The organism is Enterobacter cloacae complex sp. EB5 (assembly GCF_031432835.1).
Lineage (GTDB): Bacteria > Pseudomonadota > Gammaproteobacteria > Enterobacterales > Enterobacteriaceae > Enterobacter > Enterobacter hormaechei_C.
Window position 1 is genome coordinate 649,180 of sequence record NZ_CP133860.1, and the last position, 23,887, is coordinate 673,066.

Annotated in this window: 21 protein-coding genes; 10 read left to right on the forward strand and 11 right to left on the reverse strand. The window is 56.6% G+C overall.

The window, feature by feature from the left end; genetic code table 11:
* Positions 1 to 148: 148 nt before the first annotated feature.
* From sdhB to sdhC, 4 genes are read right to left on the reverse strand one after another with little or no spacing between them, the layout of a single operon-like run.
* Positions 149 to 865, reverse strand: a complete 717-nt coding sequence (gene sdhB, locus RHN82_RS03185; RefSeq protein WP_017384969.1) for a succinate dehydrogenase iron-sulfur subunit SdhB — start codon at positions 863 to 865, stop codon at positions 149 to 151.
* Between the two features lie 15 nt (positions 866 to 880).
* A complete protein-coding gene (gene sdhA / locus RHN82_RS03190; RefSeq protein ID WP_003858619.1) occupies positions 881 to 2,647 on the reverse strand; it encodes a succinate dehydrogenase flavoprotein subunit in 1,767 nt (588 codons plus the stop codon).
* Entirely contained in the window at positions 2,647 to 2,994 is a 348-nt protein-coding gene (gene sdhD / locus RHN82_RS03195; RefSeq protein WP_003858621.1) for a succinate dehydrogenase membrane anchor subunit, read from the reverse strand. Before sdhD ends, sdhA begins: the two co-directional genes overlap by 1 nt.
* Positions 2,988 to 3,392, reverse strand: coding sequence for a succinate dehydrogenase cytochrome b556 subunit (gene sdhC / locus RHN82_RS03200; RefSeq protein ID WP_026080740.1), 405 nt, complete (start codon positions 3,390 to 3,392; stop codon positions 2,988 to 2,990). The genes sdhD and sdhC overlap by 7 nt, the downstream gene beginning before the upstream one ends.
* 639 nt (positions 3,393 to 4,031) lie before the next feature.
* Here sdhC and RHN82_RS03205 point away from each other — a divergent pair.
* The gene (locus RHN82_RS03205; protein ID WP_003858624.1) at positions 4,032 to 5,315 is read left to right on the forward strand and encodes a citrate synthase; all 1,284 of its coding nucleotides are present in this window, start codon (positions 4,032 to 4,034) and stop codon (positions 5,313 to 5,315) included.
* A 119-nt stretch (positions 5,316 to 5,434) separates the two neighbouring features.
* On the opposite strand, the gene nei is transcribed toward RHN82_RS03205, so the two are convergent.
* The 7 genes from nei to RHN82_RS03240 all read right to left on the reverse strand — a co-directional run bounded on the left by nei (position 5,435) and on the right by RHN82_RS03240 (position 11,540).
* Entirely contained in the window at positions 5,435 to 6,226 is a 792-nt protein-coding gene (gene nei / locus RHN82_RS03210) for an endonuclease VIII (protein WP_047053028.1), read from the reverse strand.
* 18 nt (positions 6,227 to 6,244) lie between these two features.
* Positions 6,245 to 6,985: a 5-oxoprolinase subunit PxpA gene (gene pxpA, locus RHN82_RS03215; RefSeq protein ID WP_047053158.1), complete on the reverse strand. Its 741-nt coding sequence runs from the start codon at positions 6,983 to 6,985 to the stop codon at positions 6,245 to 6,247.
* Positions 6,972 to 7,904 (reverse strand): 5-oxoprolinase subunit PxpC, encoded by a 933-nt coding sequence (gene pxpC, locus RHN82_RS03220; protein WP_023315643.1) that lies wholly within the window; start codon positions 7,902 to 7,904, stop codon positions 6,972 to 6,974. The genes pxpA and pxpC overlap by 14 nt, the downstream gene beginning before the upstream one ends.
* Complete coding sequence (pxpB, locus tag RHN82_RS03225) at positions 7,898 to 8,554, reverse strand: 5-oxoprolinase subunit PxpB (RefSeq protein WP_047053026.1); 657 nt, start codon at positions 8,552 to 8,554, stop codon at positions 7,898 to 7,900. The genes pxpC and pxpB overlap by 7 nt, the downstream gene beginning before the upstream one ends.
* A 14-nt stretch (positions 8,555 to 8,568) precedes the next feature.
* A complete protein-coding gene (locus tag RHN82_RS03230) occupies positions 8,569 to 9,312 on the reverse strand; it encodes a type 2 GTP cyclohydrolase I (RefSeq protein ID WP_047053156.1) in 744 nt (247 codons plus the stop codon).
* A gap of 10 nt (positions 9,313 to 9,322) precedes the next feature.
* Positions 9,323 to 10,735 carry a deoxyribodipyrimidine photo-lyase gene (gene phrB / locus RHN82_RS03235; protein ID WP_047053024.1) on the reverse strand — a complete coding sequence of 471 codons (1,413 nt, stop codon included), beginning with the start codon at positions 10,733 to 10,735 and terminating at the stop codon, positions 9,323 to 9,325.
* Between the two features lie 598 nt (positions 10,736 to 11,333).
* Positions 11,334 to 11,540, reverse strand: coding sequence for a YbfA family protein (locus RHN82_RS03240; protein WP_003858637.1), 207 nt, complete (start codon positions 11,538 to 11,540; stop codon positions 11,334 to 11,336).
* A 311-nt stretch (positions 11,541 to 11,851) separates the two neighbouring features.
* Here RHN82_RS03240 and kdpF point away from each other — a divergent pair, with 311 nt between their 5' ends.
* The 9 genes from kdpF (at position 11,852) to potE (ending at position 23,784) form a co-directional block, all read left to right on the forward strand.
* Entirely contained in the window at positions 11,852 to 11,941 is a 90-nt protein-coding gene (kdpF, locus tag RHN82_RS03245) for a K(+)-transporting ATPase subunit F (RefSeq protein ID WP_003858638.1), read from the forward strand.
* Positions 11,941 to 13,620 carry a potassium-transporting ATPase subunit KdpA gene (gene kdpA / locus RHN82_RS03250; protein ID WP_047053020.1) on the forward strand — a complete coding sequence of 560 codons (1,680 nt, stop codon included), beginning with the start codon at positions 11,941 to 11,943 and terminating at the stop codon, positions 13,618 to 13,620. The genes kdpF and kdpA overlap by 1 nt, the downstream gene beginning before the upstream one ends.
* A gap of 18 nt (positions 13,621 to 13,638) precedes the next feature.
* Positions 13,639 to 15,687 carry a potassium-transporting ATPase subunit KdpB gene (gene kdpB / locus RHN82_RS03255; RefSeq protein ID WP_023303301.1) on the forward strand — a complete coding sequence of 683 codons (2,049 nt, stop codon included), beginning with the start codon at positions 13,639 to 13,641 and terminating at the stop codon, positions 15,685 to 15,687.
* 12 nt (positions 15,688 to 15,699) lie between these two features.
* Complete coding sequence (gene kdpC / locus RHN82_RS03260; RefSeq protein ID WP_047053016.1) at positions 15,700 to 16,275, forward strand: potassium-transporting ATPase subunit KdpC; 576 nt, start codon at positions 15,700 to 15,702, stop codon at positions 16,273 to 16,275.
* Positions 16,276 to 18,963: a two-component system sensor histidine kinase KdpD gene (gene kdpD / locus RHN82_RS03265; protein ID WP_047053014.1), complete on the forward strand. Its 2,688-nt coding sequence runs from the start codon at positions 16,276 to 16,278 to the stop codon at positions 18,961 to 18,963.
* A complete protein-coding gene (kdpE, locus tag RHN82_RS03270; RefSeq protein WP_003858643.1) occupies positions 18,960 to 19,637 on the forward strand; it encodes a two-component system response regulator KdpE in 678 nt (225 codons plus the stop codon). Before kdpD ends, kdpE begins: the two co-directional genes overlap by 4 nt.
* 278 nt (positions 19,638 to 19,915) lie before the next feature.
* Positions 19,916 to 20,020, forward strand: a complete 105-nt coding sequence (gene speFL, locus RHN82_RS03275; protein ID WP_003858645.1) for a leader peptide SpeFL — start codon at positions 19,916 to 19,918, stop codon at positions 20,018 to 20,020.
* A gap of 255 nt (positions 20,021 to 20,275) precedes the next feature.
* On the forward strand, positions 20,276 to 22,474 hold the full coding sequence (gene speF, locus RHN82_RS03280) for an ornithine decarboxylase SpeF (protein WP_047053012.1): 2,199 nt from the start codon (positions 20,276 to 20,278) through the stop codon (positions 22,472 to 22,474).
* Positions 22,471 to 23,784, forward strand: coding sequence for a putrescine-ornithine antiporter (potE, locus tag RHN82_RS03285; protein ID WP_047053010.1), 1,314 nt, complete (start codon positions 22,471 to 22,473; stop codon positions 23,782 to 23,784). Before speF ends, potE begins: the two co-directional genes overlap by 4 nt.
* The last annotated feature ends 103 nt before the right edge of the window (positions 23,785 to 23,887 follow it).

Consider the following 23,887-nt stretch of genomic DNA (forward strand, 5'->3'; position numbering starts at 1 on the left):
CAACCGCGCCTTGTCTCGCGCTGAACGTCTCGATTATTTACTTATCTGGCAGTTTTTAAAGGTTTCTGCAATTTGCCCGGTGACGCTACGCTTACCGGGCCTACTGTTACGTAGGCCGGATAAGCGCAGCGCCATCCGGCGTTGTTACTTACGCACTGCGCTGCAACAACATCGACTTAATATGGCCGATGGCGCGCGTCGGGTTCAGCCCCTTAGGACACACACTGACGCAGTTCATGATGCTATGGCAGCGGAATACGCTGAAAGCGTCACTTAGCCCTTCCAGACGATTCTCGGTTTCGGTATCGCGGCTGTCGATCAGGAAGCGATAGGCAGCCAGCAGACCCGCAGGGCCGATAAATTTATCCGGGTTCCACCAGAATGACGGGCATGACGTTGAACAGCATGCACAGAGAATACACTCGTACAACCCATCGAGTTTTTCACGCTGCTCAGGAGACTGTAAGTGCTCGCGAGCGGGTGGATTTTGCCCATTATTCAATAAGTAAGGCTTAATCTTCTCATATTGTGCATAGAATTGCCCCATGTCCACCACCAAATCACGCACGACCGGCAGGCCAGGCAGAGGACGGATGACAATTTTCTGGCCAGGACGCTGTAGCGCTGAAATTGGCGTGATACAGGCCAGACCGTTTTTGCCGTTCATGTTCACACCGTCAGAGCCACACACCCCTTCACGGCAGGAGCGGCGGAACGACAGCGTAGGATCTTTCTCTTTCAGCTGGATTAAGGCATCCAGCAGCATCATGTCACGACCTTCTTCCGCTTCGAGGGTGTAATCCTGCATACGCGGAGCATCGTCTACATCCGGGTTATAACGATAAACTGAGAATTCGAGTTTCATTATCCTGTCTCCGCATTAGTAAGTACGAATCTTCGGCGGGAACGCCGGACGCAGTTTCGGTTCCATGTTAACGCTACGACGCGTCATGGTTTCCGACTCTGGCAGATACAGGGAATGGCACAGCCAGTTTTCGTCATCACGATCCGGGAAGTCGAAGCGGCTATGGGCGCCACGGCTTTCGGTACGGAAGTTTGCCGACATCGCAGTGGCGAACGCGGTTTCCATCAGGTTATCCAGCTCCAGGCACTCAACGCGCTGGGTGTTGAACTCGCTTGAGGTATCGTCCAGACGAGCATTTTTCAGACGCTCGCGGATCGCTTTCAGCTGCTCAAGCCCTTTGGCCATCGCGTCACCTTCACGGAATACCGAGAAGTTGTGCTGCATACACTCCTGCAACGCTTTACGGATCTCCACCGGATCTTCGCCGTTACGGTTGCCGTTCCAGCGGTTGAGCCGCTCAAGAGAGGCATCGATTTCGTCGTCGGTCGCATCACGCAGCGCGCCCTGCTCGGCAATAGATTCCTGGAGATGCAGCCCCACCGCACGACCAAACACCACCAGGTCCAGCAGGGAGTTGCCGCCCAGACGGTTTGCGCCGTGCACGGATACGCAGGCAATTTCGCCTACCGCGAACAGGCCAGGGATGACCACGTCTTCGCCCTGCTCGTTCACGGTCAGCGCCTGACCGGTCACTTTGGTCGGAATACCGCCCATCATGTAGTGACAGGTTGGGATAACCGGAATTGGCTCTTTCACCGGGTCGACGTGCGCGAAGGTGCGGGACAGCTCCAGAATGCCCGGCAGACGGGATTCCAGTACTTCTTTACCCAGATGGTCGAGTTTCAGCTTCGCGTGTGGACCCCAAGGGCCGTCACAGCCGCGGCCTTCACGGATTTCGATCATGATGGAACGCGCCACCACGTCACGGCCCGCCAGGTCTTTCGCGTTCGGCGCATAACGCTCCATAAAGCGCTCGCCATGTTTGTTCAGCAGGTAGCCGCCTTCACCACGGCAGCCTTCTGTCACCAGTACGCCCGCCCCGGCGATACCGGTTGGGTGGAACTGCCACATCTCCATGTCCTGCACCGGCACGCCAGCGCGGATCGCCATCCCAACGCCGTCACCGGTGTTGATATGGGCATTGGTAGTGGACTGATAGATACGGCCTGCGCCGCCGGTCGCCAGCACGGTTGCGCGGGCTTTGAAGTAGACCACTTCACCGGTTTCGATGCACAGGGCGGTACAACCCACCACGGCGCCATCGGCGTTTTTCACCAGATCCAGCGCATACCACTCGGAGAAGATGGTGGTGTGGTTTTTCAGGTTCTGCTGATACAGCGTGTGCAGCAGCGCGTGGCCGGTACGGTCAGCTGCCGCTGCGGTACGTGCCGCCTGCTCGCCGCCGAAGTTTTTCGACTGGCCGCCAAACGGACGCTGATAGATGGTGCCATTTTCCAGACGGGAGAACGGCAGACCCATGTGGTCCAGCTCCAGAATCGCTTCCGGGCCAGTTTTACACATATATTCGATGGCATCCTGGTCACCGATGTAATCGGAACCTTTTACCGTATCGTACATGTGCCATTCCCAGTTATCTTCATGGGAATTACCCAGCGCAACGGTGATACCGCCCTGCGCAGACACAGTGTGGGAACGGGTCGGGAATACTTTAGAGAGCAGCGCACAGGTCTGGCCGCTCTGGGAAATTTGCAGTGCGGCGCGCATACCTGCGCCACCCGCACCAATCACAACAGCATCAAATTCTCTGACTGGCAGTTTCATTACACACCCCACACCACAACAAATCCATAAATGACGTAAACCAGCAGAGCAACAACAATAATCAGTTGCAGCGGAAGGCGAATCGCCAGCGGTTTAACGTAATCGGTCAACACCTGCCACATGCCAATCCAGGCATGAATAAGGATGGAGAACAGGGCCAGCAGGGTGAACACTTTGGTGAAGGCCGATCCGAAGAAACCACTCCAGATTTCCCACGTCAGCGTCCCGCTGGTCGCGAAGAAACCGATCATATAGATGATGTAAAGGGTGAGAACGATGGCGGTAGCACGGACCAGGATGAAGTCATGTACGCCGTTGCGTCCTAATGCGGAGGCGTTGCTTACCATACGAGAACTCCTGCGAGAAGTGAAAGCACGACAGTGATCACAAATGAAATGTTAGCGGTACGTTTACCGGCCTCGAACGTCTCTTCCAGGTAGCCAAAGTCCATCAGCATATGGCGAACGCCGCCAACCACGTGATAGGCCAGCGCGGTCAGAATGCCCCACATGATAAATTTCACGAAGAAGCTGTTCATAATGGCTGAGGCCTGGAGGAATCCTTCAGGGGATGAGAGGCTGGTTCCCAGTAACCACAGCAAGATACCGACCGCCACAAACGTAATCACACCAGAAACACGGTGCAGAATGGACGCTATTGCTGTTACAGGGAATCGGATCGTTTTGAGATCCAGATTGACAGGTCTTTGTTTTTTCACATTTCTTATCATGAATAACGCCCACATGCTGTTCTTATTGTTTCCTTCCTCCGGACTGCGATGCGGGTCAGACAGCGTTCCTTTTCTATAACTGCGCGTCATGCAAAACATTGCTTCCAAATGCTAAAACGACACGTTACAACGCTGGGTGGCTCGGGATTGCAGGGTGTTCCGGAGACCTGGCGGCAGTATAGGCCGTTCACAAAATCATTACAATTAACCTACATACAGTTTGTTGGGTTTTCTCTGGAACAGTGATCGGGGTCACGATAACAACATCTTTTTAATTTTTAATCATCTGATTTGACAAATGTTAAACAATATTGTTACAAACGTCATCAGAAAAGGCATATAATGCGCAAAAGTTATGAGGTCTCTCTTTCACCTGACAAATAGTTATGTAACAGTGTGATGGTATTGACCGAAGTTATCAGGACAGTTATTAGTGATATACAGGTTTGAATAATTCGGACTGCAAAAACGCTGATTTGCTGTTGTTTCACTGATATTTCATTCGTTTACCTGCAAGGCGCCATAGCTCTGTACCCTGGTTTCTCCTCGTGAGCTGAGCGGTAAGCCAAATAACAATCTGGTAACGATGATTAACAGCTGAAAGCAAATCCGGTAAAGCGCAGTCTTAAGCATAAGGCGCTAAGGAGACCGTAAATGGCTGATACAAAGGCAAAACTCACCCTAAATGGTGATGATGCTATTGAACTGGATGTGCTAAAAGGCACGCTCGGTCAGGATGTTATTGATATCCGTACGCTGGGTTCAAAAGGGGTATTCACCTTTGACCCTGGATTCACCTCCACCGCATCTTGCGAATCCAAAATCACCTACATTGACGGTGACGAAGGTATCCTGCTCCATCGCGGCTTCCCCATCGATCAGTTAGCCACCGAATCCAACTATCTGGAAGTGTGCTACATCCTGCTGAACGGCGAAAAACCGACGCAGGCGCAGTACGATGAATTTAAAACCACCGTGACCCGTCACACCATGATCCATGAGCAGATTACCCGTCTGTTCCATGCGTTCCGTCGTGACTCTCACCCGATGGCGGTCATGTGCGGTATCACCGGTGCGCTGGCGGCGTTCTACCACGATTCTCTGGACGTGAATAACCCACGTCACCGTGATATCGCGGCGTTCCGTCTGCTGTCCAAAATGCCTACCATGGCGGCGATGTGTTACAAATACTCTATCGGCCAGCCGTTTGTGTATCCACGCAACGACCTCTCCTACGCGGGTAACTTCCTGCGCATGATGTTCTCCACGCCGTGCGAAGAGTACGAAGTGAACCCGGTGCTGGAACGCGCGATGGACCGTATTCTGATCCTGCACGCTGACCACGAACAGAACGCCTCGACCTCTACCGTCCGTACCGCGGGCTCTTCCGGCGCGAACCCGTTCGCCTGTATCGCGGCGGGTATCGCTTCCCTGTGGGGACCGGCGCACGGCGGCGCGAACGAAGCAGCACTGAAGATGCTGGAAGAGATCAGCTCCGTTGAGCACATTCCAGAGTTCGTGCGCCGCGCGAAAGACAAGAATGACTCCTTCCGTCTGATGGGCTTCGGTCATCGTGTTTACAAAAACTACGACCCGCGCGCCACCGTCATGCGTGAGACCTGCCACGAAGTGCTGAAAGAGCTGGGCACGAAAGATGATCTGCTGGAAGTGGCGATGGAGCTGGAACACATCGCGCTGAACGACCCGTACTTCATCGAGAAGAAACTCTACCCAAACGTCGATTTCTACTCTGGCATTATTCTGAAAGCGATGGGTATTCCGTCTTCCATGTTCACCGTGATCTTCGCCATGGCGCGTACCGTGGGCTGGATTGCGCACTGGAACGAAATGCACAGCGAAGGCATGAAGATCGCTCGTCCTCGTCAGCTGTATACCGGCTACGAGCAGCGTGATTTTAAGTCTGATCTGAAGCGCTAACAGACGTTGGGTGCGGCCTGATGCCCTCACCCCGGCCCTCTCCCACAGGGAGAGGGTGAAACCATTAAAAACGGCAACTTTCGTTGCCGTTTTGCTTTTACCTCCGCCACCCGGCTTTATTATTTCTGACAGTTCGGACACCAGTAAAACGGTCTGGAAGAGATCGTCGCCTTCTCAATCACCCCGCCGCACCGCTCGCACTTTTTACCCGCCCGATGAAACACCTTGAAGCGGAACAGCGCCCCGTGATGCTTGTTCTCATCCACCACGCCACGCGTGTTGTACGACAGCCGTGGAATATCCAGTAACGCGTGCGACAGCGCCTCCAGTTGTTCATCGCTCAGTTGCGACGCTTTGCGCTGCGGCGCCAGCCCCACTTCCCAGAGGATCTCCACCCGCAGGTAGTTTCCCAGCCCCGCCAGAAATGCCTGATCGAGCAACAGCCCGGAAAACTGTCGGTTGCGGAATGTGGAGGATAACAACCGGGCTTTCACATCGCTTGCCGTCAGACGCATGTCCAGCACGTCCGGCCCGACCCGCTGTAAGAACGGATGCGCCAGCAGCTGCTCCGGCGTTAACATTTCGATATCAGAGGCGCTGTAGAGCAGGATCGCCTTATCCGCCGTTTGTAGCCGCACGCGCAGCACGCGGGTCGTTTGCGGCTGCTCGTCCGCCTCCACCACCCGCCAGACACCGTAAAGCTGATTATGGCTATATAACGTCAGGTTATGGGAAAAGTGGGTGAGTAACGCTTTGCCGCGCGTTTCAATGTGGGTCACCGTCTGCCCCACCAACTGCGATTCAAACGGCTTGAGTTGAGGAAAGGCAAACCAGACGTTTGTCAAAGGTTTGCCCTTTATCGCCGCCTCCAGGCTATCCGCCGCGCGGCGGATCTCCGGACCTTCAGGCATGTTTTTGTCCTTTCATGATTATTCTGCGCTGACAACAATGCCCTCTTCCGAGAACGCCGCCCGCAGGCGTCGCGCAAACTGGAGCGCATGCTCGCCGTCACCGTGTAAGCACACCGTATCAGCCTGAACGTTTGCCGTTGTACCCTCCGTTGAGGTTACTCGCCCGAAGCGCACCATCTCCAGGGTCTGCGCCAGCGCTTTACCTTCGTCGGCGATCAGCGCACCGGCCTGCGTACGCGGAACCAGGCTACCGTCCGGCAGGTATCCCCGATCGGCAAACACTTCCTGCCGCGTAGTCAGCCCCAGCCGTTCTCCGGCACGAATAAGCTCGCTGCCCGCCAGGCCCACCAGAATCAGTTGCGGATTACAGTCCCGCACCGCGCGGGCAATGGCATCCGCCAGCACCGGATCTTTCGCCGCCTGGTTATAGAGCATGCCGTGCGGCTTGACGTGGCGCAACACGCCATTCTCAGCGCGCACTATCGCCTCCAGCGCGCCGATCTGGTAGAGCATTTGCGCGTAAACCGTCTCAGGGGGCAGATCCATCGCCGTGCGACCAAAGTTTTCCCGGTCGGGAAAGCTGGGGTGAGCGCCAATCGCCACGCCGTTTTTCATGGCATTGCGCACGCTCGCCAGCATGGTCTGCGCATCGCCGGCATGAAACCCGCAGGCGATGTTCACCGAGGAGACCAGCGTCATCAGCGCTGCATCGGCGCTGCTGCCCTCCCCCAGATCGGCGTTTAAATCAATCTTTACCATCGAGCCTCCACGCCAGCTGTTCGAGATAACGCTGCTGATCCTGCCGGGCTTTCAGCGCCTCCTCCAGCGAACACTGCACAAAATGAATGGGCTGACCGAGAGGAATTTGCGCCAGATGGTAGCGATCCGCTTCGATAATGCAGGCAATACGCGGATATCCCCCCGTGGTTTGCGCATCGTTCATCAGTACGATGGGCTGCCCGTTGCCCGGCACCTGAATCACCCCCGGCAACAGACCATGGGAAAGCAGCTCCCGGTCAGTCGTGCGGGTCAGCGGCTGGCCCTGAAGCCGGTAACCCATGCGGTTACTCTGCGGGCTGATCTTCCACGGCGAGCGCCAGAAAGACTCTTTCGCGGCTTCATCAAACTCCTGATATTCCGGCCCCGGTAAGGCGCGGATCACGTTCCCCCACAGCAGCTGTTTCACGCCCTGCGTGGTGGTGAAATGGCGCGTTGAGGTCTTTATTCGCAGACGATCGCCGTCGCGCAGCAGCCGCCCTTCATGGCCGCCCATTCCCGCTTTCTGATCGGTGCTGGATGAGCCCAACACCTCAGGCACGTCGATACCCCCCGCCACCGCAAGATAGCTGCGCACGCCGTGCAGAGGACGCTTGAGGGTCAGACGCTGCCCGGCCTTCGCCCGCAGGCGCCAGCCGGTCCACACCGCTTTGCCGTCCAGCGTCGCGTCACAGCCCGCGCCGGTTAAGGCAAACCAGGTTTCCTGACCAAACTCAATCACGCACTGACCCAGCGTAATTTCTAACGCCGCCGTGCTGCCTGCGTTACCTACCAGCAGGTTGGCAATCTCCAGCGAAGGGCGATCAAGCGCGCCGCAGTAGCTCACGCCTGACTGACGCAGTCCAAAACGGCCGGCATCCTGTACCGAGGTGTAAAGCCCTGCACGAATAAGCGTTAACATACCCCCTCCTTCTGCGGGATAAAGCGCAGGGTATCCCCCGGACGCAGGAGTATTGGCGCGTCATGGCCGGGTTCAAATAACGGCGTGGACGTGTGCCCGATCAGCTGCCAGCCTCCCGGCGAAGCGAGCGGATAAACTCCCGTTTGCTCGCCACCAATCGCCACGCTGCCCGCCGGTACGCTCAGGCGCGGCTCAGCCCGGCGCGGCGTATGCAGCTGGGGCGATAACCCGCCCAGATAGGGGAAACCCGGCTGAAATCCCAAAAACCAGACAACATAGTCGACTGAGCTATGCAGCTCCACAACCTGCTTCTCCGTTAATCCACAGTGTTCGGCCACCACGCCAAGGTCGGGACCTCCCTTGCCGCCATAGACAACCGGGATCTCAATCGTCCGTGATTCCGGCTCCAGCGCCTCGCTCTCCTCCCACCAGCGTTGCAGACGCTCAATGGCATCCAGCGCCCCCGTGTGCGGATCACGCAGCACCACGGTGATATTATTCATACCCGGAATAGCTTCAACCACGCCGGGTAGCTCGGGCAATCGCTGAGCCAGACGCCAGATACGCTTTTGCGTGGCAAGCGTCACCGGAGGCTCAAGCTCCAGAACTACCGCGGTTTCACCCAGAAGATAACAACGCGCTCGCTGCACTTAACTACCTCTCATCAGGCCGGATTAGGGATATCAATAAACGTCACATCCAGATCGGTATTTTCCGTCAGCCACTCGCTGAGGGCGCGGATGCCGCCACGCTCGGTGGCGTGATGGCCTGCCGCGTAAAAATGCAGGCCTTGTTCACGGGCTGAGTGAATAGTCTGCTCAGAGACTTCGCCGGTAATGAAGGCGTCGACACCAAAACGCGCCGCGCTGTCAATAAAGCCCTGACCGCCGCCGGTGCACCATGCCACGCGCTTCACGGTATCCGGCCCGGTGTCGCCGCACCACAGCGGACGACGCCCCAGGCGTGCTTCGATCCACGAGGCCAGCTCCAGACCCGGAACTGGCATCGACAGTTCGCCCCACGGCACCAGGGGTTCAATTTCACCCATCACGGTAATCCCCAGCAGCTGCGCAAGCTGAACGTTGTTCCCCAGCTCAGGATGCGCATCGAGCGGCAGGTGATAGCCGTACAGGTTGATATCATTCGCCAGCAGCGTTTTGAGTCGGTTGCGCTTCATGCCGCGAATAATCGGTGATTCGTTTTTCCAGAAATAACCGTGGTGGACAATCACCGCATCGGCTTCCTGGCGCACCGCCTCATCCAGCAGCGCCTGGCTTGCCGTGACGCCGGTGATGATTTTTTGCACCGTCTCGCGCCCCTCCACCTGCAAGCCATTCGGGCCGTAGTCGCTAAACGAAGCCGTATTGAGTTTTTCGTTAATCATGCGTTCCAGTTCACTGTTTTTCATCATCATTCTCTCAAACTTTTCGGGCGGCTTCGTACGCCGCCAGCGTGGCGACGCGCGCCTGTTTATGGTCGACAATGGGACGGGGATAGTTCAGGGTAACACGCTGTTTATCCGCCCATACCCAGGGTTCATGAATGGCTTTGGCGGGGACATCCTTAAGCTCCGGCAGCCAGCGACGGATAAACTCGCCGTCGGCATCAAATCGTTGCCCCTGCGTGGTCGGATTGAAGATCCGAAAATAGGGAGCCGCATCCGTTCCGGTGGAGGCCGCCCACTGCCAGCCGCCGTTATTCGCCGCCAGATCGCCATCGATCAGCTGAGAGATAAAATAACGCTCTCCGGTTCGCCAGTCGATAAGCAGATCCTTCACCAGGAAGCTGGCGGTAATCATACGCAGACGGTTATGCATCCACCCGGTTTCATTGAGCTGCCGCATAGCCGCATCAACAATCGGGAAGCCGGTGAGCCCATGCTGCCATGCCTTAATCAGCTTCTCATTCGACTGCCACTGTACCTGTTCGGTCCAGTGAATAAAGGGCCGATGTTTACACAAATCAGGATGATACGTCATCAGATGGCGATAAAACTCACGCCAGATCAGTTCGTTCAGCCACACTGCGCCCGCCCCCCCGTCTAAGGCCTGAGGCTGTTCCGCCAGCAGGCGATGTAAACACTGGCGCGGAGAGAGCGCGCCCAGCGCTAAACAGGCCGACAAGCGACTGGTGCCCTCAATCGCTGGAAAATCCCGACGCGCCTCGTACTCCGCCGCCCCCTGCGCGCAGAACTGACGCAACCGGGCGATGGCCGCTTTCTCGCTGGCGGGGAATAGTGTTTCATCGAACGACTGCTGAGGATAATTCAGCTTGATCTCAGGCAGATCCGTTATCGTATCCCCTCTCACGGCCGGGGCGGTAACGCACTCAGGCAGCCCCTCTTTCAGGCGTTTGATAAAGGCATTTTTAAACGGCGTGAAAACTTTATACATCTCGTGACTGCCGGTCATTACGCTGCCCGGGGCGAGCATCACGCTGTCATCAAAGCCTTCACAGACCACGCCCGCAAGGGTTTTCTCCAGTTGACGATCCCGCTGTTGCTCGTTGAATTCATACTGATAGTTGTAATAAAGATGCGTTACTGCGTGCTGCTGGCAGATTGCCTGCACCGTCTGGCGCTGCGCGGCAAAATCATGGACCTCTTTATAGATCAGCGGAATGCCTTTTTCGGCCAGTGAATGTTGCAGGTCATTCAGATACGCGCTGAGTAATGCCGCTTGCCGGGGCGCCATGTCGTGCTGCCGCCACTGTTCAGGCGTGGCGATAAACAGGGCCAGCACATTCGCGTCTTTAGCGCGGCAGGCCGCCGCGAGAGCGAAGTTGTCGTGAATGCGTAAATCCGCGCGAAACCAAACCAGATGGGTGGGCATAAAACTCCAGGCAATTGTCCATTATGTCCGTAAGGGCATGCCGTAAAAGGAAAAAGGCATGCATTGAACTACTTTGCCATGAAGTGTAGACGGGATGAAATAAAAAAGGCCGCCCGAGGCGGCCTTAACGCTACTTGTCCTGCGCTATCGGGGTAAAGGCAATAAACACATCCGGTTTATCACGCTTTACAACGAGTGCGCTGGCGACAATGAACGCGATGCATAAATAGCGTTTCACTATGCGGTCCCTGCTGCTAACCGCTCCACCTATCACCACCGGTGATAAATCGGTGGACACAAGCCCGGGTAGGCGGGCTGCTTTACGGCTATGGATACACCTTTCCCAGGACCGATGCCCATTTGCGAGATGGCGGAAAGGGACGTGGCATCATAATTAACACCAACGCCAAAAGTAAGTTATTTCAGTAAAATTAGGAATTTATAAAGGTGAAGCGGATTGCGAACTTTTTAAAGAAGGGTATGATAAAAATCCCGGGTAGGGGCTGCAAGATTACCCAACGGACCGCGAATCCCGAGGGACAAAAAAACCGCCACATTGCTGTAGGCGGTTTTTTTATGGCTACGATGTCACACCGTATCAGTAGAAATCGCAGGTCGCTTTCTCGGCCTGATCCATCCACACCGGCTTCTCGCTGGTTTTCGCCCAGACGCGGTGCAGGTAACTGTAGAAACGTGCGCGATCTTTCCAGAACAGCATCACTGGCAGGGCCAGCACGCCAGCCACTACGGCGAAAGTGCGACGCATGAAAATGATATGAGCCGGAAACTCTTTATAAAGATCCATAATTTTCTCCCCTGTAGTTGGCCGGAAACCGTCTCCGGAAAATGTGAAATCTGTGACCTGGTTAAAATAATACCGCTTTGTTTGTAATTTTACTACTCATCCGACCACTTATTTTCATCCATTTCGTGAATATTTACATTCCCGCCTGTAATTAAGTTACAAAAAAGTTAACAGTTTACTTACCAATAGTTAAATTGTGGTCTTTTCCCTTTTTTATACTTTTTTTACACCTGCCCTTCTGATTTTTGCGAAATCTTTGCGCCGTAAATCTTACCGTTAGCACAACAACAAAAGTCACCCGGAGGTGGATTGTGAGTGCAGGTCTGATTGCCGGCATCGTGCTGGTGTTCCTGTTATTGGGTTATCTGATTTATGCCCTGATTAATGCGGAGGCATTCTGATGGCTGCTCAGGCGTTTTTGCTTATTGCCAGCTTTTTACTGGTGCTGTTTGTGCTCGCCAGGCCGCTGGGAACAGCGCTGGCGCGTCTGATAAACAACGTGCCATTGCCGGGCACGCGAAATATTGAAAACGTGCTCTGGTGCATTTCAGGTATCAGCGACCGGGAAATGAACTGGCGCCAGTACCTGATGGCGATACTGCTTCTGAATATCCTGGGGCTTATTGCCCTCTTTACGCTGCTCATGCTCCAGGGCAGTCTGCCGTTGAACCCGCAGCAGTTACCGGGTTTATCCTGGCATCTGGCGCTGAACACGGCGGTCAGCTTTGTCACCAACACCAACTGGCAGTCTTACGCCGGTGAAACCACGCTCAGCTACTTCAGCCAGATGGCCGGGTTAACCGTGCAAAACTTTCTTTCTGCGGCCAGCGGTATCGCGGTGATCTTCGCCCTGACGCGCGCGTTTGCCCGTCAGAATGTCAGCACCCTCGGCAACGCCTGGGTTGATGTTACGCGCATCACCCTTTGGATCCTGGTGCCTGTTGCGCTGATTATTGCCCTGTTCTTTATTCAGCAAGGCACTCTGCAAAACCTGCTGCCTTATACCCCTTACACCTCGCTTGAAGGGGCCAGGGAACTCCTGCCTATGGGGCCAGTGGCGTCGCAGGAAGCGATCAAGATGCTGGGCACCAACGGCGGCGGCTTCTTCAACGCCAACTCATCGCATCCGTTTGAAAACCCAACGGCATTAACCAATTTTGTACAGATGCTGGCGATCTTCCTGATCCCCGCTGCGCTCTGCTTCGCCTTTGGCGATGTGGTTAACGATCGCCGCCAGGGACGTACGCTGCTGTGGGCGATGTCGTTGATCTTCGTGGTCTGCGTTGCACTGGTGATGTGGGCCGAATGGAACGGCAACAGCCACTTCATGCAGCTGGGGGCTAACAGCAATATCAACCTGGAAGGCAAAGAGAGCCGCTTCGGCATTCTTGCCAGCAGCCTCTATGCGGTGGTCACCACGGCGGCCTCCTGCGGGGCGGTGAACGGCATGCACGACTCTTTCACCGCGCTCGGCGGCATGATCCCGATGTGGCTAATGCAGATTGGCGAGGTGGTTTTCGGCGGGGTCGGCTCGGGGCTGTACGGCATGCTGTTGTTCGTTCTGCTCGCCGTGTTTATCGCCGGGCTAATGATCGGCCGCACGCCGGAGTATCTCGGCAAAAAAATCGACGTCCGCGAAATGAAATTAACCGCGCTGGCGATCCTGGTCACCCCCGCCCTTGTGCTGCTCGGTACCGCGCTGGCGCTGATGACCGACGCCGGACGCAGCGGCATCTTTAACCCGGGCATTCACGGCTTTAGCGAAGTGCTTTACGCCGTTTCGTCTGCCGCCAACAACAACGGCAGCGCCTTTGCAGGGTTAAGCGCCAACTCGCCGTTCTGGAACTGTCTGCTGGCGTTCTGCATGTTCATCGGTCGTTTCGGCGTGATTATTCCCGTCATGGCGATCGCTGGAACACTGGTGAATAAGAAGATCCAGCCGACCACCACCGGTACGTTACCGACTCACGGCGCGCTGTTCGTCGGCCTGCTGATTGGCACCGTTCTGCTGGTGGGTGCCCTGACCTTTATCCCCGCCCTCGCGTTAGGCCCGGTTGCGGAATATCTCTCTTTACGCTGATTTTGCGGAGAATTTGTCATGAGTCGTAAACAACTGGCCCTGCTCGAACCGACGTTAGTTCGTCAGGCCCTCATGGATGCGGTAAAAAAACTGAGCCCGCGCGTGCAGTGGCACAACCCGGTGATGTTTATTGTCTGGACTGGAAGTTTACTCACCACCGCACTGGCGATTGCCATGGGAACGGGACAGCTTTCAGGGAATGCAACCTTTACCGGCGCCATCAGCCTGTGGCTGTGGTTTACCGTGCTGTTCGCCAACTTTGCCGAAGCGCTGGCGGAAGGCCGCAGTAAGGCGCAGGCCAACAGCCTGAAAGGGGTAAAAAAAACCGCCTTTGCGCGCAAATTACGCGAACCTAAATACGGCGCGCAGATGGACCACGTTCCGGCGGATGAGCTGCGTAAAGGTGACGTGGTGCTGGTGGAAGCTGGCGACATCATCCCCTGCGACGGGGAGGTGATCGAGGGCGGCGCGTCGGTAGACGAAAGCGCCATTACCGGGGAATCCGCACCGGTGATCCGTGAGTCGGGCGGAGATTTCGCCTCAGTTACCGGCGGAACGCGCATTCTTTCCGACTGGCTGGTGATCCAGTGCAGCGTTAACCCGGGCGAAACCTTTCTCGACCGGATGATCGCCATGGTGGAAGGCGCACAGCGTCGTAAAACGCCGAACGAGATCGCCCTGACCATTCTGCTGGTGGCGCTCACCATTGTCTTCCTGCTGGCAACGGCGACACTGTGGCCCTTCTCCGCTTACGGCGGTACAGCGGTCAGCATCACCGTACTGATCGCCCTGCTCGTCTGTCTGATCCCTACCACTATCGGCGGCCTGCTTTCCGCGATTGGCGTGGCGGGGATGAGCCGGATGCTGGGCGCGAACGTCATCGCCACCAGCGGACGCGCCGTTGAAGCGGCGGGTGACGTAGACGTGCTGCTGCTGGATAAAACCGGGACCATTACCCTGGGCAATCGTCAGGCTTCTGACTTTCTACCTGCTCCCGGCGTGGATGAAAAAACGCTGGCTGACGCGGCGCAGCTTTCCTCGCTGGCCGATGAAACGCCGGAAGGCCGCAGTATCGTGATCCTCGCCAAGCAGCGCTTTAACCTGCGCCAGCGCGACGTTCAGAGCCTGCACGCCACGTTCGTGCCCTTTACGGCGCAAACCCGCATGAGCGGAATTAACATTCAGGACCGGATGATCCGTAAAGGGTCCGTTGATGCCATTCGCCGTCATATTGAAGCCAATAATGGACACTTCCCCCCGGAAGTCGACCACCTGGTGGAAAGCGTGGCGCGTCAGGGGGCAACCCCGCTGGTGGTGGCGGAAGGTGCAAGCGTTCTGGGGGTTATCGCTCTGAAGGATATCGTTAAAGGCGGTATTAAAGAGCGTTTCGCCCAGATGCGTAAGATGGGGATCAAAACGGTGATGATCACCGGGGATAACCGTCTGACTGCGGCGGCCATTGCCGCCGAAGCGGGCGTGGATGATTTCCTTTCCGAAGCGACGCCGGAAGCGAAGCTGGCGCTCATTCGCCAGTATCAGGCGGAAGGCCGTCTGGTGGCGATGACCGGCGACGGCACCAACGACGCCCCGGCGCTGGCGCAGGCCGACGTGGCGGTGGCAATGAACTCCGGTACCCAGGCGGCAAAAGAGGCGGGCAACATGGTGGATCTCGACTCGAACCCGACCAAACTGATCGAGGTGGTGCATATCGGGAAGCAGATGCTGATGACGCGCGGCTCGCTGACCACGTTCAGTATCGCCAACGACGTGGCGAAGTATTTCGCCATCATTCCGGCGGCGTTTGCGGCAACCTACCCGCAGCTGAATGCCCTGAACGTGATGCACCTGCACTCTCCGGCCTCGGCCATTCTGAGCGCGGTGATCTTCAACGCGCTGATTATTGTCTTTCTTATTCCGCTGGCGCTGAAAGGGGTGAGCTATAAGCCGCTGACGGCCGCCGCCATGCTGCGCCGTAACCTGTGGATTTACGGTCTGGGTGGGCTGGTGGTGCCCTTTATTGGGATCAAGGTTATCGACATGTTGTTAACGCTGTTCGGGCTGGTTTAAAAGGTGGATCCAATGACGATGTTACGTCCCGCTATACTGTTGTTTATTCTGCTGTCTCTGATTACCGGCGGGCTTTACCCGCTGATGACTACCGCGCTGGGCCAGTGGTGGTTTGAGGATCAGGCCAACGGCTCGCTGATTATCCAGAACGGTGAAAACCGCGGCTCGCGGCTGATTGGGCAGAACTTTACGGACCCGCGCTACTTCCAGGGACGCCCTTCCGCCACTGCCGAAAGCCCGTATAATCCAATGGCCTCCGGCGGCAGCAATCTGGCGGGCAGTAACCCTGACCTGGACAAAGCCGTTGCTGAACGCGTTACCGCCCTGCGCGCCGCGAATCCGCAGGCCAGCCGTGAGGTGCCGGTTGAGCTGGTCACCGCCTCCGCGAGCGGGCTGGATTACAGCCTGACGCCGGACGCGGTGGTCTGGCAGATCCCACGCGTGGCCGCCGCCCGTCAGCTGACCGTCGATCAGGTGAGCCAGCTGGTCGCAGAACATACGCAAAAGCCGCTGGTCAGCTTCATCGGCATGCCGGTAGTGAACATTGTTGAGCTGAATCTGGCGCTGGATGCGCTAAGGAAGAACTAAATGACCGACGAGCCTATGCGCCCGGATCCGGACAGGCTGCTTGAACAGACGGCTGAAGCCCATCGCGGCAAGCTGAAAATTTTCTTCGGCGCCTGCGCGGGCGTCGGGAAAACCTTCGCCATGCTGACGGAAGCCCAGCGGCTTCGGGCGCAGGGGCTTGATATTCTCATCGGCGTGGTGGAAACCCACGGTCGCAAAGAGACGGCTGCGCTGCTGACGGGGCTGGCGACGCAGCCGCCCCAGCGTATCAGCCATCGCGGGCGGCTGGTCACGGAGTTTGATCTTGATGCCGCCCTCGCCCGCCGCCCTGCCCTGATCCTGATGGACGAACTGGCGCACAGCAACGCGCCAGGCTCGCGCCATCCGAAGCGCTGGCAGGATGTTGAGGAGCTGCTTGAGGCTGGCATCGACGTCTTCACCACGGTGAATGTTCAGCATCTGGAAAGCCTGAACGACGTGGTGAGCGGCGTAACCGGTATCCAGGTGCGGGAAACCGTCCCCGATCCGTTTTTTGATTCTGCCGATGAAGTCGTACTGGTTGACCTGCCGCCGGACGATCTGCGTCAGCGCCTGCACGAAGGCAAAGTGTATATTGCCGGCCAGGCCGAACGCGCCATCGAACATTTTTTCCGCAAAGGAAATCTGATTGCCCTGCGCGAGCTGGCCCTGCGCCGCACCGCCGATCGCGTTGATGACCAGATGCGCGCCTGGCGAGATCTTCAGGGGCAGGAGCGCGTCTGGCACACGCGGGACGCCATTCTGTTATGCATTGGTCACGGCAGCGGCAACGAAAAACTGGTTCGCACCGCCGCCCGGCTTGCAGCGAAGTTTGGCAGCGTCTGGCACGCGGTCTACGTCGAAACGCCGCAGCTGCATGGCCTGCCGGAAAACCAGCGTCGCGCCATTTTGAGCGCGCTGCGGCTGGCGCAGGAGCTGGGCGCCGAAACCGCCACCCTGTCCGATCCGCAGGAAGATAAAGCCATTCTGCGCTACGCGCGCGAGCACAACCTGGGCAAGATTGTGATTGGACGTCGCCAGCACCGCCGCTGGTTTAGCCGCGAATCTTTTGCCGACAGGCTGGCCCGCCGCGCGCCGGATCTTGATTTAGTCATCGTCGCGCTGGATGACAAGCCCGCCCCCCTGCCCAACCGTACGCCGGACGCTCGCACCTTTGGCGATAAATGGCGCATTCAGATCCGCGGCTGCCTGGTGGCCGTGGTCCTCTGCGCCCTGATTACGGTGATTGCCAGCCAGTGGCTCATCGCCTTCGACGCCGCCAATCTGGTCATGATTTATCTGCTGGGCGTCGTGGTGGTCGCGCTCTTTTATGGCCGCTGGCCGTCGGTGCTGGCGACGGTGATCAACGTCATCAGCTTCGATCTCTTCTTTATCGCTCCGCGCGGGACGCTTGCTGTCTCGGACGTGCAGTACATTCTGACCTTTGCCGTAATGCTTACCGTCGGGCTGGTGATCGGGAATCTGACGGCAGGCGTGCGCTACCAGGCACGCATTGCCCGCTATCGCGAACAGCGCACGCGCCATCTGTATGAAATGTCAAAATCGCTGGCGGTTGGCCGCACGCAGCGGGATATCGTGCAGACCAGCGAGCAGTTTATCCGTTCGACCTTTCATGCCAGCAACCTGATTTTGCTCCCCGACGAACAAGGGCGCCTTCGCCCGCTGACCTCCCCTTCGGGGATGACGCCCTGGGATGAAGCGATTGCCCGCTGGAGTTTCGATAAGGGTTTACCTGCCGGTGCCGGCACCGACACGCTGCCCGGCGTGCCTTACCAGATCCTGCCGCTGCGCAGCGCGGATAAAAATCACGGGCTGGTCATCGTCGAGCCGTCTAACCTGCGTCAGCTGATGATCCCCGAGCAGCAGCGCCTGCTGGAAACCTTTACCCTACTGGTCGCCAGCGCCCTTGAACGGCTGGCGCTCACCGCCAGCGAAGAGCAGGCGCGGCTGGCAAGCGAGCGTGAAAGTATTCGCAATTCGCTGCTGGCAGCGCTGTCTCACGATTTGCGGACCCCGCTTACCGTGCTGTTTGGCCAGTCCGAAATTCTGACGCTGGATCTGGCGGCAGAAGGATCAAAGCACGCGATGCAGGCCAGCGAAATTCGCCAGCATGTGCTGAATACCACGCGACTGGTGAACAATCTGCTGGACATGGCGCGCATTCAGTCCGGCGGGTTTAACCTCAAAAAAGAGTGGCTCACCCTTGAGGAGGTTGTCGGCAGCGCGCTGAAGATGCTGGAGCCGGGTCTCGGCGGGCGCCATATCGAGCTGGACATGCCGGCCCCCCTGACGTTAATCCATGTGGATGGCCCGCTGTTTGAGCGCGTGCTGATTAATCTGCTGGAAAATGCCGCTAAATACGCCGGGGCAAAGGCCCGGCTGGGGATCGCTGCCTGGGTGGATAAACGTGTGCTGCGGCTCGACGTCTGGGATACCGGGCCGGGTATTCCGGCCGGTCAGGAGCGCGCCATATTCGAAAAATTTGCGCGCGGTAATAAGGAATCCGCCATTCCGGGCGTTGGGCTGGGGCTGGCGATCTGCCAGGCGATTGTCGACGTGCATGGCGGCACCATTTCCGCAGAGAACCGCCCGGAAGGTGGGGCACGCTTTTGTGTTACACTTCCTCTTGAAACCCCACCAGAACTTGATGAATTACCAGAGGATGTGTGATTAACGTTCTGATTGTTGAAGATGAGCTCGCTATCAGCCGATTTCTGCGTACCGCGCTGGAAGGCGACGGTTTGCGCGTTCATGAAGCCGGTACGCTTCAACGGGGGTTAATTGAAGCCGCCACCCGCAAGCCAGATCTGGTGATCCTGGATCTGGGACTTCCGGATGGCGACGGCATTGATTTTATTCGTGAGGTGCGTCAGTGGAGCCAGATGCCCATTCTGGTGCTCTCTGCCCGCACCGAAGAGACGGATAAAATCGCCGCGCTGGATGCCGGAGCGGATGATTATCTGATCAAACCATTTGGCATTGGCGAGTTACAGGCCCGGCTTCGTGTGGCGCTGCGTCGACACAGTGCCACGTCCCCTTCCGATCCGGTGTACGCCTTTGGCGATATCCGCGTCGATCTTGCTGCCCGCCGCATCGTGCGGGGGGAAGAAGAGATCCACCTTACGCCTATCGAATTTCGTCTGCTGGCCGTGCTGCTCAATAACCATGGCAAAGTGTTAACGCAGCGACAGCTGTTAAGCCAGGTCTGGGGACCGAATGCTGTCGAACATAGTCACTATTTGCGCATTTATATGGGACACCTTCGCCAGAAACTTGAAGCCGATCCCGCGCGTCCTCGTCATTTATTAACAGAAACCGGTATCGGATATCGGTTTATGATCTGAATAAGTATTCACTTTAATTTTAAATAAAAAACATACCAGCCTGAATATAGTCATGAAAATAACGATGAGAGTATTTTCGTGGCTATATTCGCCCGCCTTAAACACAAATAAAACATCAATTTAACACCGAACCAACAAAACAGCATTTTGATCTGCGTTATTCACTCAAAACGACTAATTATTTCTGAAATGATCGGTTATTGGTGATCTGTTCCACGGTTAATCCCTTTTTCCTGGATAAAATGACCATGCTTTCAATTACTGAAAGGAAACTGAACATGGAAAACAATAATCGTTTAATGCCCCATATAAGGCGGACAACACATATCATGATGTTTGCCCACCGTAACTGTTTTGACTTTCATCTCTTTAACGCCCGGTAGTCCTTCGACTTCTGGCGCATCTGCTTACAGGTTATCCTGAAACGCGTTATTTTACAGGCTATTGCCTGTGAACACCTGCGCTCATTCCTTGTAATTCAGATTCTCCGCAACCGGGCGGACTGAATTCTACTCAGCAAAAAAGCAATTAACTGATTTCGTATCAGCGGACACGCTTTGCTTTTTTTTCCGGAAAAAATCGATTTCTTTACCGCAAGAAGTCGAGGGCCCCATATTGCCTGAAATAAAGAGGTAAAGATGAAAACGTTAAAAATTGCCGTCAGCCGTACCTGCCCTGAATGCTTTACCACTTCGCGCGACATCGTGGATATCACCGCATCGGATTATATTGATGTGGCAGCCGTGGTTCTGGCCGTCAGCGATATTTTCAATGGCGCCATAGAAGAAATAGAAGCTACGGGATTCGGTATTCCGGTGTTTATTGCCACGCATAAAGAAGAAAGGGTTCCGGCTGAATTTCTGTCGCGTATACACGGCGTTTTTGAGTACTCCGACACCAGCAATGCGTACTACGGACGCCAGCTTGAAGCGGCTGCGCAGAAGTACGAAACCCAGCTCCGCCCGCCGTTCTTCCGCGCGCTGGTCGATTACGTCCAGCAGGGGAACAGCGCGTTTGACTGCCCCGGGCATCAGGGAGGCCAGTTCTTCCGCCGCCATCCGGCCGGAAACCAGTTTGTCGATTTCTTTGGCGAAACGCTTTTCCGCGCCGATCTGTGCAATGCCGACGTGGCAATGGGCGATCTGCTGATCCACGAAGGCGCGCCATGCATCGCCCAACAGCATGCGGCAAAAGTCTTTAATGCGGATAAAACCTACTTCGTGCTGAACGGCACCTCTTCTTCCAATAAGGTGGTGCTCAATGCCCTGCTCACGCCAGGCGATCTGGTGCTGTTCGATCGCAATAACCATAAATCTAATCACCACGGGGCGCTGTTACAGGCGGGCGCGACGCCGGTGTATCTGGAAACGGCGCGCAACCCATACGGGTTTATCGGCGGTATTGATGCACACTGTTTCGACGAGAGCTACCTGCGGGAGCTGGTGTCGGAGGTCGCGCCTGGCCGCGCGCGGGATGAACGTCCGTTCCGTCTGGCGGTGATCCAGCTGGGCACCTACGACGGTACCATTTATAACGCCCGTCAGGTGGTGGATAAGATTGGTCACCTGTGCGATTACATTCTGTTTGACTCCGCCTGGGTGGGTTACGAGCAGTTTATCCCGATGATGGCCGACTGCTCGCCGCTACTGCTGGAGCTGAACGAAAACGATCCGGGCATTCTGGTTACCCAGTCGGTGCATAAGCAGCAGGCAGGCTTCTCACAAACCTCGCAAATCCATAAGAAGGACAGCCACATAAAAGGCCAGCCGCGCTATGTCCCGCATAAGCGCCTCAACAACGCCTTTATGATGCACGCCTCCACCAGCCCGTTTTATCCACTGTTTGCCGCCCTGGATATCAACGCTCGCATGCACGAGGGGCAAAGTGGGCGCAACATGTGGATGGACTGCGTGGTGACGGGTATCGAAGCGCGGAAACTGATCCTTCAGAACTGTCAGTTTATTCGTCCGTTCGTGCCGGAGACGGTGGATGGCCGTCCATGGGAAAGCTGGGATACGGCAGAGATTGCTACCGATCTGCGCTTCTTCCATTTCGTTCCGGGCGAACGCTGGCACGCCTTTGAGGGATATGCCGAGCATCAGTATTTTATCGATCCCTGCAAACTGCTGCTGACTACGCCGGGCATCAACGCCCGCACTGGTGAGTACGATGATTTCGGCGTGCCCGCGACCATCCTCGCCAACTTCCTGCGTGAAAACGGCATCGTGCCGGAAAAATGCGACCTCAATTCCATTCTGTTCCTGCTCACCCCGGCGGAGGACATGGGCAAATTGCAGCAGCTCGTCGCCCAGCTGGTGCGCTTCGAAAAACTGCTCCAGGGCGATGTGCCGCTGAAAGAAGTTCTGCCCTCTCTTTATAAGCAACATCCGGAACGTTATGCGGATTATACCCTGCGTCAGATTTGTCAGGAGATGCATGACCTCTACGCCCGCCATAACGTGAAGCAGTTGCAGAAAGAGATGTTCCGCAAGTCTCACTTCCCGCGCGTCATGATGAACCCGCAGGAGGCGAACTATGCCTATCTGCGCGGTGAGGTCGAGCTGGTGTCCCTGCGCGACGCGGAAGGCCGTATCGCCGCGGAAGGCGCGCTGCCTTACCCACCGGGGGTGTTGTGCGTGGTTCCGGGAGAAGTCTGGGGCGGTTCCGTGCTGCGCTATTTCGCCGCGCTGGAAGACGGGATCAATCTGCTGCCGGGCTTTGCGCCGGAGTTACAGGGGGTTTACGTCGAAGAGTGTGACGGTCGTAAACAGGTGCGCTGCTACGTCATCAAACAACCTGCCGCTCAGCCATCGCTGCTGAAAGGAGAAAAATTATGAGTAAGGCCAACAAGATGGGCGTGGTGCAACTCACTATTCTCACCATGGTGAATATGATGGGTTCGGGGATCATCATGCTGCCCACCAAGCTCGCTGAAGTGGGGACGATTTCGATTATCTCCTGGCTTGTCACCGCCGTGGGTTCGATGGCGCTGGCGTGGGCGTTTGCCAAGTGCGGCATGTTCAGCCGCAAGTCCGGCGGGATGGGTGGCTATGCCGAATATGCGTTTGGTAAGTCCGGCAACTTTATGGCGAACTATACCTACGGTGTGTCGCTGCTGATCGCCAACGTGGCGATTGCCATTTCCGCTGTCGGTTACGGCACAGAGTTGTTTGGCGCGACGCTTACCCCGGTGCAGATTGGGCTGGCGACCATCGGCGTGCTGTGGATCTGCACCGTCGCCAACTTTGGCGGCGCGCGCATCACCGGACAGCTCAGCAGCATTACCGTCTGGGGCGTCATCATCCCGGTTGTCGGCCTGTGCATCATCGGCTGGTTCTGGTTCAGTCCGACGCTGTACGCCAACTCCTGGAATCCGCATCACGTACCGTTCTTCACCGCCGTGGGATCGTCCATCGCCATGACGCTGTGGGCTTTCCTCGGGCTGGAGTCGGCCTGTGCGAATGCGGAAGTGGTGGAAAACCCGGAGAAAAATGTGCCGATCGCGGTACTCGGCGGGACGCTGGGGGCGGCGGTGATCTATATCGTCTCGACCAACGTGATTGCGGGGATTGTGCCCAACATGGATCTGGCTAACTCCACGGCGCCGTTCGGACTGGCGTTTGCGCAGATGTTTACGCCGGAGGTAGGGAAAGTGATCATGGGACTGATGGTGATGTCCTGCTGCGGCTCGCTGCTGGGCTGGCAGTTCACCATCGCCCAGGTATTCAAATCTTCCGCTGACGAAGGTTATTTCCCGAAAATCTTCTCCCGCGTCACCAAAGCGGATGCGCCGGTGCAGGGTATGCTGGCGATTGTGATTTTCCAGAGCGGTTTGTCGCTGATGACCATCAGCCCGTCACTGAACAGCCAGTTTAACGTGCTGGTCAACCTGGCGGTGGTGACGAACATCATTCCGTACATTCTGTCGATGGCGGCGCTGGTGATTATTCAGAAGGTGGCGAAGGTGGATCCGCGCAAAGCCCGGGCGGCCAATATCGTGGCACTGGTTGGGGCGATTTACAGCTTCTACGCGCTCTACTCGTCCGGTCAGGAGGCGATGCTGTATGGGGCGATGGTGACCTTTATGGGCTGGACGCTGTACGGTCTGGTGTCGCCGAGATTTGAATTGAAGAACAAACATAGCTAAAAAAAGCCCAGTGGCGCTAACGCTTACCGGGCCTACGCGGTTAATGCAAAACGGCAACCCTGAGGTTGCCGTTTTTTATGTTTTCTCCCTCTCCCTGTGGGAG

Coding starts and splice junctions, on each gene's coding strand:
- RHN82_RS03205 (WP_003858624.1), top strand. CDS start 4,032: ATGGCTGATACAAAGGCAAAACTCACCCTAAATGGTGATGATGCTATT.
- kdpC (WP_047053016.1), top strand. CDS start 15,700: ATGACGATGTTACGTCCCGCTATACTGTTGTTTATTCTGCTGTCTCTG.
- phrB (WP_047053024.1), bottom strand. CDS start 10,735: ATGCCCACCCATCTGGTTTGGTTTCGCGCGGATTTACGCATTCACGAC.
- sdhB (WP_017384969.1), bottom strand. CDS start 865: ATGAAACTCGAATTCTCAGTTTATCGTTATAACCCGGATGTAGACGAT.
- speFL (WP_003858645.1), top strand. CDS start 19,916: ATGGAAAACAATAATCGTTTAATGCCCCATATAAGGCGGACAACACAT.
- kdpA (WP_047053020.1), top strand. CDS start 11,941: ATGGCTGCTCAGGCGTTTTTGCTTATTGCCAGCTTTTTACTGGTGCTG.
- sdhA (WP_003858619.1), bottom strand. CDS start 2,647: ATGAAACTGCCAGTCAGAGAATTTGATGCTGTTGTGATTGGTGCGGGT.
- kdpD (WP_047053014.1), top strand. CDS start 16,276: ATGACCGACGAGCCTATGCGCCCGGATCCGGACAGGCTGCTTGAACAG.
- kdpB (WP_023303301.1), top strand. CDS start 13,639: ATGAGTCGTAAACAACTGGCCCTGCTCGAACCGACGTTAGTTCGTCAG.
- RHN82_RS03230 (WP_047053156.1), bottom strand. CDS start 9,312: ATGAAAAACAGTGAACTGGAACGCATGATTAACGAAAAACTCAATACG.
- RHN82_RS03240 (WP_003858637.1), bottom strand. CDS start 11,540: ATGGATCTTTATAAAGAGTTTCCGGCTCATATCATTTTCATGCGTCGC.
- potE (WP_047053010.1), top strand. CDS start 22,471: ATGAGTAAGGCCAACAAGATGGGCGTGGTGCAACTCACTATTCTCACC.
- pxpA (WP_047053158.1), bottom strand. CDS start 6,985: ATGGTAAAGATTGATTTAAACGCCGATCTGGGGGAGGGCAGCAGCGCC.
- pxpC (WP_023315643.1), bottom strand. CDS start 7,904: ATGTTAACGCTTATTCGTGCAGGGCTTTACACCTCGGTACAGGATGCC.
- sdhD (WP_003858621.1), bottom strand. CDS start 2,994: ATGGTAAGCAACGCCTCCGCATTAGGACGCAACGGCGTACATGACTTC.
- nei (WP_047053028.1), bottom strand. CDS start 6,226: ATGCCTGAAGGTCCGGAGATCCGCCGCGCGGCGGATAGCCTGGAGGCG.
- sdhC (WP_026080740.1), bottom strand. CDS start 3,392: ATGTGGGCGTTATTCATGATAAGAAATGTGAAAAAACAAAGACCTGTC.
- speF (WP_047053012.1), top strand. CDS start 20,276: ATGAAAACGTTAAAAATTGCCGTCAGCCGTACCTGCCCTGAATGCTTT.